The sequence below is a fragment of the Arcicella aurantiaca genome, from assembly GCF_003148625.1.
Classification (GTDB): Bacteria; Bacteroidota; Bacteroidia; order Cytophagales; family Spirosomataceae; genus Arcicella; species Arcicella aurantiaca.
Window position 1 is genome coordinate 1 of the sequence record NZ_QGGO01000038.1, and the last position, 10,885, is coordinate 10,885.

14 protein-coding genes are annotated in these 10,885 nt (G+C 33.6%); 5 read left to right on the forward strand and 9 right to left on the reverse strand.

Annotated elements, in window-relative coordinates; all coding sequences use genetic code 11:
• The 3 genes from LV89_RS25635 to LV89_RS22355 all read left to right on the forward strand — a co-directional run.
• On the forward strand, positions 1-195 hold a 195-nt coding region (locus LV89_RS25635; RefSeq protein WP_211321257.1), incomplete at its 5' end, for a hypothetical protein.
• Positions 196-455: 260 nt separating this feature from the next.
• Positions 456-785 (forward strand): hypothetical protein, encoded by a 330-nt coding sequence (locus tag LV89_RS22350; protein WP_109745156.1) that lies wholly within the window; start codon positions 456-458, stop codon positions 783-785.
• A 5-nt stretch (positions 786-790) separates the two neighbouring features.
• Entirely contained in the window at positions 791-1,018 is a 228-nt protein-coding gene (locus LV89_RS22355; RefSeq protein WP_109745157.1) for a helix-turn-helix domain-containing protein, read from the forward strand.
• A 386-nt stretch (positions 1,019-1,404) separates the two neighbouring features.
• Here the strand turns inward: LV89_RS22355 and LV89_RS22360 are convergent, their stop codons facing one another.
• The 8 genes from LV89_RS22360 to LV89_RS25370 all read right to left on the reverse strand — a co-directional run bounded on the left by LV89_RS22360 (position 1,405) and on the right by LV89_RS25370 (position 7,510).
• Complete coding sequence (locus LV89_RS22360) at positions 1,405-1,599, reverse strand: hypothetical protein (protein ID WP_109745158.1); 195 nt, start codon at positions 1,597-1,599, stop codon at positions 1,405-1,407.
• Between the two features lie 202 nt (positions 1,600-1,801).
• The gene (locus tag LV89_RS22365) at positions 1,802-2,194 is read right to left on the reverse strand and encodes a hypothetical protein (protein WP_109745159.1); all 393 of its coding nucleotides are present in this window, start codon (positions 2,192-2,194) and stop codon (positions 1,802-1,804) included.
• Between the two features lie 409 nt (positions 2,195-2,603).
• Entirely contained in the window at positions 2,604-3,452 is an 849-nt protein-coding gene (locus LV89_RS22370; protein WP_109745160.1) for a hypothetical protein, read from the reverse strand.
• Positions 3,453-3,498: 46 nt separating this feature from the next.
• Positions 3,499-4,443, reverse strand: a complete 945-nt coding sequence (locus LV89_RS22375) for a hypothetical protein (RefSeq protein WP_109745161.1) — start codon at positions 4,441-4,443, stop codon at positions 3,499-3,501.
• 9 nt (positions 4,444-4,452) lie between these two features.
• Positions 4,453-4,641, reverse strand: a complete 189-nt coding sequence (locus LV89_RS22380; protein ID WP_146199239.1) for a hypothetical protein — start codon at positions 4,639-4,641, stop codon at positions 4,453-4,455.
• Positions 4,642-4,866: 225 nt separating this feature from the next.
• Positions 4,867-6,531 carry a tyrosine-type recombinase/integrase gene (locus LV89_RS22385; RefSeq protein ID WP_229201580.1) on the reverse strand — a complete coding sequence of 555 codons (1,665 nt, stop codon included), beginning with the start codon at positions 6,529-6,531 and terminating at the stop codon, positions 4,867-4,869.
• A gap of 60 nt (positions 6,532-6,591) precedes the next feature.
• Positions 6,592-6,939 (reverse strand): single-stranded DNA-binding protein, encoded by a 348-nt coding sequence (locus LV89_RS22390; RefSeq protein ID WP_109745163.1) that lies wholly within the window; start codon positions 6,937-6,939, stop codon positions 6,592-6,594.
• A 427-nt stretch (positions 6,940-7,366) separates the two neighbouring features.
• Positions 7,367-7,510 (reverse strand): hypothetical protein, encoded by a 144-nt coding sequence (locus tag LV89_RS25370; RefSeq protein ID WP_158279665.1) that lies wholly within the window; start codon positions 7,508-7,510, stop codon positions 7,367-7,369.
• Between the two features lie 152 nt (positions 7,511-7,662).
• Here LV89_RS25370 and LV89_RS22395 point away from each other — a divergent pair, with 152 nt between their 5' ends.
• Positions 7,663-8,724: an IS1595 family transposase gene (locus LV89_RS22395; protein ID WP_109745164.1), complete on the forward strand. Its 1,062-nt coding sequence runs from the start codon at positions 7,663-7,665 to the stop codon at positions 8,722-8,724.
• Here LV89_RS22395 and LV89_RS22400 read toward each other — a convergent pair.
• Positions 8,710-9,519 (reverse strand): hypothetical protein, encoded by an 810-nt coding sequence (locus tag LV89_RS22400; RefSeq protein ID WP_109745165.1) that lies wholly within the window; start codon positions 9,517-9,519, stop codon positions 8,710-8,712. The genes LV89_RS22395 and LV89_RS22400 overlap by 15 nt on opposite strands.
• A 282-nt stretch (positions 9,520-9,801) precedes the next feature.
• On the opposite strand from LV89_RS22400, the gene LV89_RS22405 reads away from it, so the two are divergent.
• Complete coding sequence (locus LV89_RS22405; RefSeq protein ID WP_109745166.1) at positions 9,802-10,272, forward strand: hypothetical protein; 471 nt, start codon at positions 9,802-9,804, stop codon at positions 10,270-10,272.
• Positions 10,273-10,885: the final 613 nt, after the last annotated feature.

The window sequence follows — 10,885 nt, forward strand, 5'->3', positions numbered from 1 at the left end:
ACCCGCTGCATTGGGGTAAATAATAGGAAAACTGACGGTTTTGGGTTTCTTTTGTTTGGTTTTCTGTTGCATCTTCTTGTTGTTTTTGATGAAAAAAATACAAAGAAGATGTATATAAAGGTTTATCAATATTCTGAACGGGGTCAAATAAATGCCACCAATGATTGCAACACAAGCTCTATAAAAAGATTATAGAACACGATACATCTCAACCGGAATGGCCATCGGGCTACGAACACCAATTTTAAATCGGTCTATTTCTCTTTGTGTCGTAAACGTACAAACGTTAGCCTGCTTTTGCAACTCGTTTTTTTGAGTAGGGGGAATTACCGCTAACGAAAAAGTATTGGCGAGGTTGGGGGCTTTGAAAACGTCTCGCCCGAACTGATGCTAAATTGAAAAACTAATATTTACCGCTGTTGGGATGCGTTCCATCAGCCGAAACAAAAGCTAAAATGAGTACAAATATTCAATCACTTCCGTCAGCCCCCAATCTTGCCAATACTATGTTGGGCGTGGTTAAGTTGTCGCCCGAACAGAAAAAGCAAATTGATACTTGGGTAGAATTTCGAGCTAAACGAGATTTTACGAAAGAACAAAGGGATTTTTCATATCAAAAATGGTATAAAGGTGGTAGGGGCTGGAATAAAATTTGTCAGGGTGGAGTTGGTCAAATGTTAATTTTATGTTGGTATCACCATCAATTTAAGCCTAATTCTAACGAATGGCGACCTTCAATTATGATTAATTGTCTATTAAATAAATTGTCAAACGGTAAAATATAATTAAAATGACTGGTCAGCAAGTAAAAAAAATGCGTCTTGAAATGGGATTAACTCAAAGAGAGTTTTCGCTAAAAATTGGACTTAAAACACAAAGTCCACTCTCAAAAATTGAAGATGGATTTATGGATTGTATTCCATATTCTTCAAAAATAAAAGAGGTTTTTGAAGAATATAAGCAAAAAAGAATAGCCCATCTTGAACGTGAAATTTCGTTTTTGCGGTCTTTCTTTTAATCACGCACAACGAAAAAGTATTTATGAAGAAGGGGGAATTTGGAACTCGTCAGTCCGTAACTGTTGCCGTGTTTTGTTCCAATGTTGAATAACTTCCAACTGCTTAATAGGTTTCCGTCCGACGGTGCAAATGTTTATTAATGTACTAATGTTCAATAACTTACGTCAGCCCCCTTTTTCATAAATACTATGTTGGCGGAAGATTTATTATCGTAGTCCGAGCGAGACTGTCCCACGGGGGGATGCGTTATGTCGGACGTTATCCAAAAACTAAAATTATGTTTAAGAAACAAACTGAAATTCAAAAATCCTTTGATTGTGCAGGTTACAAGGAAAAGAACGTTGTCCTTTACTTTTTTGGCGTTGTAATCTACCGTTCAAAAACGCTATTTCTCTAAAACAAAAGTCAGCGTTGAACAATATAAAGTATTGCTTGGTGCAATTTGGTAAAACTGAACAACTTTGTACCCTTCACTTAGATACTTATTAAGTTGTGGGTATTCGTGTTCGGAAAAATGCGTTTTTCCGTTGCTATCCATTTCTGGTGTTGCGTTGATATTTACTGAAATTACTTTTTGCATTGTCTATGTGTTTAAAATTTAAAAATAAAAATTATGTCAAATACAGTCAAAAACCCTCATGGTTCATTTTTTGATAATAATGTGATTGTCGCAAGAGAAAGTCAGGACGGCAGTCCATACTGTCAAGTTGGAAACGGGCTATTTTCTTTACACATGGATTCATATTTGATAATCCCATTGGAAAAGATAAATAAAGAAGAGCTTACCAAGCTGGGCTATTCTCACTTGTTTCAATAGTAATTGAGTGTACTTTTCCAAAAGTATTGTTAGTCATTCTGATATTGGAAGCACCCACAATTTTAATACCGTTTCCAGAAGCCCCTACGCAACTTCTATAATATGCCTCTACGCTACTTCTGAAGTGTTCGTAGTTGATATGGTCGTGTTTAGAAAAAGGATTGCTTACTTGTAATGGGTCAGTTTCATAAGAGAAACTACTGCCATAGTCTTGTCGAATGTCGCAATGGTAGTCAAAAGTTTTGCCATTAACTGTAACCGTGAAGAAAACTCTTGAAACTGCGTGTTCGTTGTCGCTGCCAAATTCTTGCGAATCTTGTACGCACTTGTAGAACGTGATTTGGGCATTATGTTTCATAATTATTTTAAAAATTAAAAGTTTCAGTTGAGGAGTAAACTGTCCCACGAGGGAGTTTTAAATTTTCCGCCAACGTACAAGTATTTATGAAGAAGGGGGGATTTGGAACTCGTCCGCCCGTAACTGGTGCTGGGTTTTGTTCCAAAGTTGAGTTACTTCCAACTGCTTCATAGGTTTCCGTCCGACGGTGTAAATGTTTATTAATATACTCATGTTCAATTACTTCCGTCCGCCCCCTTTTTCATAAATACTATGTTGGTGGCTGCCGCTTTTCCTCACCTGTCAAGTGTCCATGAGTAAAGTGTCGAGCAATGAGTCCATTTAAAGTAAGTTGAAACAAAACGCACAGTAGTAAAATCTTTCACATCGCCCATCGTCCAAACAAGTTTCAATTTAATTTTATTTACCTTTACATAGAGGTAGAAGAACCATCTAAAACTTGTCCTTCTTCATAAATATCTTCTTTTTTTTCTTTTTTCAGTTTAGTTATCTTTAATATCGCAGAATCTTTGTCTGTGGGTAATTGATAAACTTTACCATCAATTTTAATGTCAAAGAAATCGCTTTCTGCTGAATAATTTTGTTTAAATATTTTCAATACACTCACCTCATATGAGTAATTCCCACAATCATATTTAAACTTATCGTACATATATAAATCACGCTCACCATAATCTACCCCATCAGAGCAAATATAAAATTGTCCAAGAATTTTATTATCATCACTATTAACGTACAAGTCAATAATCCTTAACTGAGTTTCAAATTTTCCGTCATGAAAAGACTCGCTATTTACAGCATAATATATATACTCATTTTCCTTTGCTTTAACCTCATATTCATTTTTTTTCTCAACTGCCTGTTCTCTTTTTATTACTATTGTGGCAACTTCTAATGTTGTATTGTAGGCGAGTAAGGTGCATTTATACTTATTATCGTTTTTATCTTCAAAATCAAAACTGTTTCCAATGAAAAGTACCTCCATTGAAGTGCCAGATTTAGGTAATGAAACATTATAGAGGTTGCCTGCACCATTATCAAATCCGATTATCAAACCCGATTCTGGATGTTGAAATGATTCATTTATTTTTATATTTATAGAACCATCGGGGTTTATTAAGGGTAATTCAGATTTTTGTTCTTCAATTTTTACTGACTCGTCATCGGAACATTTTGATAATCCCCAGAAAAATAATATCAAAATTGATAAGAAAAAAACTGATAACCATTTATCCAAAAATCCAAATATATATCTCATTGAAATTGGTTTTAAGTAACAAAATTATTTTTTCTGATAACGTAAATCAAATAAGGTTCTTACTTCTTGCATAAGTAATGAACGTTTTGACGTATGAGTCGTTATAATCGTTATTGTCAAAACGACCAATAATATCGGGAATATAATTATCAAAATATAGGTTGTATGAATTTGCTTGTAATAAATTGAATTCATATATGACACGTTCAATTGCACTAATTATTTTGGATGTTTTTTTAAAATGACCATCGTTTATATGGTCTAAAATCTCCATAAAAAACTCCATTTTCTCATTAGTTGTTAACGAAACATTTTGAAAATCATTTGATTTGTATGAAGACTTGGTTATAACAATTCTGAAAATTTCTAAAAGCACCTCTTCTCTGAAAGGTACTGATTTGAAACTCTTTGAGTAAGATAAAGCCCATTGGAATGCCTCCCAAGCTGGAAGTGATTTATTAGTTAATGACACTAAATTATCTATAACTGCATTTCTCTGATATGCGTCAAAGTGCTGAGGAAAAACATCCCTCATAGCAATAGATGCTTCCCCTTTATTAGGGTAAATTGCTCGTGCTTCTTGTAACCATTTTAATCTATCGTAATTATGGCTCGAAGCTGATACAGCCATAAGAACCAAAATCTTTGATGATAGTTCTTTGTCTCCTTTAAAATCTTGCCAATAATTGTGATAAATATCCCATTCTAATATGTGAGACCTCACTTGGTTTTCAATACTTATTTCGTTGGAATTGTAGTATGTAGCACCCTGTATTTTTATAATATCCTCAACTCTACATGGTATTTGATTATTTAAAAGATATTTGGCAATCTCTTTGACATATTTAATGGCTTCTTGTCTCTGTTGATAACTTGTGTTACGACCATTGCTTCTATGTACATAAACAATTTTGTATTTATCAATAAATGCTTTCGGGTCGCTAACATGACCATCTTTATAGTTTTGCGAAAATAAATCGAAAAGTCCCATTCTAAATATTTAGTTAACAGTTCCACAAATACAACAATAGTAGTTTTTACCTTTTCTAACTCCTGTTAAAAGCATAGAAAGTCCACCTGTTAGAAGATAGCCACCTACGATTTTGGCTGTTGAAAGAGCTTTGTCATCAAATTCTTGATGAACAGTTACACGTCCACAATTTTTACATTTTTGAGATTTTTGTGCCATTTTGAACATTATTTAAATAAAAGGCTGTCCACCACCTTGATGAACAGGGTGAGTTAAAAGCATTTTCAAGGAAGTTCTGTTTTTTCCGTTGCGGTTGCCACCAACGAGCGTATAACCGCCATAGGCACTGTTTTTTTATAGTTTATGGCAGTTATATCGCATGTATCTGAACCTTTTTTGATTTTTGTTTGGTGCAGATTTATTTTTAAAACTACGTATTTTTTTCTAAATGTCCAATTTATCCAAAGGACTTTTTATTTGGTCAAAACCTTTGGTTGTGATATGGGTATAAATCTCTGTGGTCTTTGAACTGGAATGCCCTAAAAGACTTTGAATGTACCGTATATCTGTACCATTTTCAAGTAAATGTGTTGCGAAACTATGTCGTAACGTATGCACACTTACGTCTTTGATAATGCCTGCCTTTTGTACGGAGGCATGGAAAATATTCTGAATACTCCTTGTAGAATATTGTTCTCCGAGTTTTAGACCCTCAAAAAGCCAAATCTGTGGTCGATACTCTTTGAAATATGCTCTTAAAATGTGGAGTGTTTTCTCTGACAAAAGGGTGTATCTATCTCTTTTACCCTTTGCTTGTTCAATTCTGACTTGCATTCTTTCTGAATCTATGTCTTTGATTTTTAGATTTATCGCTTCGCTGATACGTAATCCTGCCGAATAAATGGTCATTAAAATGGCTTTGTGTTTGATATTTTCAGTGGCATTCAAAATAGCTTTTACCTCTTCTGTACTCAAGACGGATGGTAATGCTTTTTCTTTTTTGGGACGGTCGATGAAATAGAACTTTCGTTGACCGCCCAATACTTTTTCATAATAGAATTTGATGGCATTAATGGACTGATTTTGGTAGGTAATGGATATTTTTCGTTCTGTGACTAAGTATCTCAAAAACTTGATAATCATGGGTTCATCAATCGTTTTTATATCGCAGGTTGGGTAATAATTGATAAACTCCTCAAATAAACCTGTGTATAATTTGATCGTTTTTTGGCTATAACGTAATTCCACTAATTTCATAGAATAATCCTCTGGACAATAGCGGTAATTAGCTAATTTATAAGGGTTTATCCGACTTACTTTGTCGCTTTGTGGTTCCTGTTCTTCGTAGCGAAGAGTCAAATTGAGTAATTTAATTTGTCGCTTAATTTCCTCCAAAAACTGTTCGGTATAAGGAACTGTCCACCATTTATTTTTAACATCCCAAACATGATAAGGGATTGATTTTAAGGCTTTTGAGAGTTCGGGATTGTAGCCGAAAATAACCTTCAAACGCTTAGTGCTGGTCTTGAAAATTAATACTTCGTTTTTAGAAAATGTTACTTTTTCTTTACTGTTTGGAATTGGGTTTTCTATCTCTTCATGTACTTTTAGGTCATGGAGCCGATTGCCAAAATAGTTGACTATCATTTCGAGGTTGCCGGGGTAGTTGGGAATACTCCAAAAATACTGTTCTTTTTCCCATTTACTGTATCGAATAGTCAAGATAAATTTTACATCAACATCGTTTTTCGGCATTTTGACCAAAATTTTTCTGCCAATAACTTCCACATAAATTTTTGTTTTATCAAAGGTTAATAAAATCGTTGGATTTTTTTCAAACTGCTTATTGTCAGGCAATTCTGAATTTTTATTCTCAATTACTTGAGTACCTGAAGTAAGTATTTCCTGTTCCTGTACAAAGCTGATTTCAGGGAAAAGGGCTTTTAGCTTATAAAAACTTTTTTTCTCATCAGGAATATGCCAAGTTTTTAGGTTTTGGCTCCACCGAGCATCTTTAATTTGCTTGATAATGGCGGTAAAATGTTGATTATACGGAAAATCAACTTTAATGCGAGATTGACCTTTATGAATTATCTTGGAAATCTTCATTTTTGGCGGTTATACAATGATATGGTTGGATAGACGCAATAAAAAAGGGTCATAAAGCCCTTAATGGGCTTCATGACTTGCTTTATCGAGCATCAAAAAACTCTCGGCAATGACTTCGGTAACATAGCGTTTTTGTCCGTCTTTGTCGTCGTAAGTTCTGTTTTTGAGTTTCCCTTCCAGATAAATTAAACTGCCTTTGTGCAGATACTTTTCGGCAAGGTCTGCCAAACCTCGCCATAATACAACATTATGCCAGTCGGTATTTGATTGATTTTGTCCGTTAGCATCTTTATAATGTTCAGAAGTGGCTAAGGAAAATTTGGCAACTTTTACATTGCCTTCGAGATTTTGGATGATGGGGTCGTTGCCCAAATTGCCAATCAGTGTTACTTTGTTGAGTCCTCTCATAGGGTAAATTCAAGGGTAGTTTTGATACAGTAGAAATAGTTTGATTCGTAAGATAAGTGATTTATCCAATAAAGGTATTTCAGATTTATCAAACGGTCAGGCATAAAACCTCAGAAAGTGAATGAACCTTAATGCACATACGTCAACTAATTCATTTTTTGGAAAGCTTGAAATAATAAGTTGGGGATTTTAGAACCTGCTTAATGGTCAGTCCAATATTAGAATCTAAGAATCAGAATCGGAATTCCAAGAATCGAGAACCAGAGCGTGATTCCAAGATTCAGAATTTAAGAACCAAGAACCAGAATCCAAGAATCAGATTCAGAATCCCAAGAACCAAGAATCAGAATCAAGAACCAGAATCCCAAGAATCAACAATCAGAATCCCAAGAATCAAGAACCAGCATCTAAGAACCAAGACGTGATTCTACGATTCAGAATTAGAACCAAGACGAGTATTGCGTTTAAAATAACCGATGGAATACCAAAATTTACTCAGTCCAATCAAACGCACGTTTAAATGGACACCCAAAGTGGTTTTGAGGTTTGGCAAAACACGCTCTATAAGCATCAATAAAGAGGTTGAAAGTATAATATTGTAGTTTGCTAATCAAAGTATAAATTATTTTATCATAACTTAGATAACTATACGGAACTATGCACTATTTGGCGGAGCAGTGAAAATAGCTTAATTTGCCCATTTTAACCCTTATTTATCAAAATATGAATATATTTCAAATTTCCGAAAATTTCCCCACAGAAGAAAGTGTAACCGATTATTTCGAGTTTGTACGGTGGGGTAAAAATACAAGATGTTCTCATTGTGGTTCTGATAGAATAAGTAAACGTTATGCTGATTTTAGATATTATTGTAATAATTGTGAGTGTAGATTTTCAGTAACAGTTGGTACTTCATTAGAAAATACTAACCTTTCTTTAAGAAAATGGCTATTTGCCTTCGCTTTAATTACTGATGCAAAAAAAGGTATTTCAGCATTACAACTTCATAGGAATTTAGGAGTTAATTACCGTACTGCTTGGTCAATGTATCACAAAATACGAGAGTTTATGAGTGATGGAAATATTATTTTAAAGGGGATTGTTGAAATTGACGAGACTTATATAGGAGGAAAACCCCGTAAATATCAGTCTGCAAAATTCAAAGACAAAGAACCTTTTGCTCATCAATACTTAGATGAAAAGTTAGCAAAAATTGGAGAAAAGCACTCTTTTGAAAATCCTAATGCGTATAAGAAAAAAGGATTGATTGAAAATGCACCCAGAGGAAGAGGAACTTCTAAAATTCCTGTTGTCGGCATTGTTTCTCGGTCAGGGAATGTCGTTGCAGAAGTTATGCAGGTTACGGATTTTGCTCATATTAGACCAATGGTTGAGCAATACGTCAATATGCCTGATAGTGTTTTGCTAACAGATGCTTATAAGGCTTATGACCGTTTTGATGCAATCATGGAGCGAATAGTTATAGACCATGATAAAATGTATTCATACAAAGGATTAAATACCAATAGTATAGAATCGTTTTGGGCTATTATTAAACGTGGAATAATAGGACAATATCACAGTGTTAGCGAGAAATACCTGCCAAATTATATTGATGAATTTTGCTTCAAATACAATAATCGGAAATTTGATGATATGTTTGAAACGTTAGTCTTTAATTCAATGTTACCTCTTGATTTTACTCCAAAACAAGTGGATTCAAAGATGATTAATGTTAGGATAGGGAAGAAAAGAGCTAAAAGTGGCAATTTAGTGGGGTCGTAATTTTCTATTAACTTCTTTAATCCTTGCTTTTATATAGTCAAAGAAGTTGTCATAATCATCTGCATTAGGAAAATTCAATCTATTTTCTTGAATAAATTCATCGTATTGTATTTTGAATGTAACACAAGTGTCAATAATCAAATAGGGAAACAATATTCCTATTAGAAAATTAATAAAGTAGTTTAAGTAAATGCTGTAAAATACAGGTATCAAATCACATAAGTTTGCAATGCCTAATGCAATTGACAACAAAATAAATGAACAAAATACACCACAAAATAGACCTTTGAAAATATTTTTAGAGGTAGTGATAAAGAATAAATTAAGAAAGAATACCAATATAATCATCAACCAAGCTGAACTAAAAAACTTAAAACTAAACAATTCAACCGTATTGATTATGGAATATCTACCAATATATATACTTTTCATCTCTGCCTTTTGGGTTTGTGGAACATTCACACTTGGTTGGGTGAAAGAGTTTTTGACCTTTAAAAGAAATCTTGACAAATGAGAAGAATAATGCTCACTATTATAAATTTCAGCAATCTTATTTTTTGCGTAAACTTTTGTAAGACTATCAGATAGACTATCTTTTTCCATTTTTGTATATTCTTGTATTGAAATTCTTTTTTTTGTGTCAAAATCGCTTTCAGTGTATCCAAAAAGCATATCAAGTGCTAAAATTACAGTGATTGTCAAAAATATCGCACCGATTACTTTTGCAGTTTTGTTTTTTAAAAATATGGTTATTAAAGCTATAATTGCACCCCCAGCAGTTAGTTCTTCAGTCATAAGATATTGATTTAATAGTATTTAATTATAAAAATAGAAAAAACATAGCAATCCGCCAAATAGTGCATAGTTCCGTAACTATATACCAATCAATAACCTCCATAAAACAAATATGTTCCTACATTTTCAAAACTTTCTCCAAAAGAGTAGTATTTTTAGGGGTATTATTCATCATAATACGCATAATACTTATTATCTTCATAATCCTCATAAAATGTTTTATGAGGATTATGAAGATGATAAACCCTTCTGAGTGGCTTTAAAATTCATCAAACACTATCCATGAGAATTATTCAAAAAAAAAGTCCCGCTTGTCAGAATGATTTTGAAGCAAAGCGAAAAAACCAAATTTACTGTTCCTCATATTGCAGAGAGGATACAAATAATGGCAAACTAAAAGCGAAATACCAACACCTTCAAACCTTAGAAAAAGAGCAAACTATAAATGACCAGTACAAATTAAAATTCAAAAATGCCATTAGAATTATAGCGGTGGAATATGACGAAAATGGACAGAATGAAGAAATAACCTTTGAAGGAAAAAGGTTTAAAAAAGACATTCGCTCATCTCGACTATTGCGACCTTTGGGTTTAAGTTTTTGTGATGTAATGACGAAGCAATCAAATTTTCGGATTGCCGTGTATATTCCTGATGAAAAAGCAATTTGTATAACAGCCCGTTCTTCATCATTTTCTCCCAATGATGAAATCGTTTACAGGCTAATATCAAAACAGAAGAAATTAACGCCTTAAAGCTCTTTGCCGAGTCTTCAAATATTGGCTCAAACCCCAAATTGAGCCAATAGAGATATTTCCAACCTGTTTACGAAATTGGGCATTTATCGTGTAAACGTCCGTAAACACCCATCTCTACGCCCGTTTATACCCTTGCTTACCTTTGTTTACTGCTATAAACCAACGGTTTAACCATAATCTTTACCGTTTTGAAAAATAGAAGTATATGTAAACAGAAAATGCCCTAAAATCAGCGGAGACTGTTTACAAAGAAAATATTAGAAAACAGCATTATTCTAAGAAATATGAGTTTGCGAATATGCTCCGCTCAAAGCGGTCAGAGGGTTTTGCGAGTATAAAAACGATAGTTTTTGTATTCGCAAAACATACCTCGCCGTTTAGCAGTGCATTAAAATTCAGTAAATAAATGAATAAAATTTAATCCTTTCTGAGAGAAAAATGAAAATGTTTCTGTTTGTCTTCGATACGTCTTCGATAAATCGCCAATAGACAGTGTTTTACGCATTTTGTCTTCGATGCGTCTTCTATACGTCTTTGATACGTCTTCGATAAATGAAAAGATTTCTCATCAGCTTTTGTGATGCTAAAACATTCCATCTTTGTATTTTTC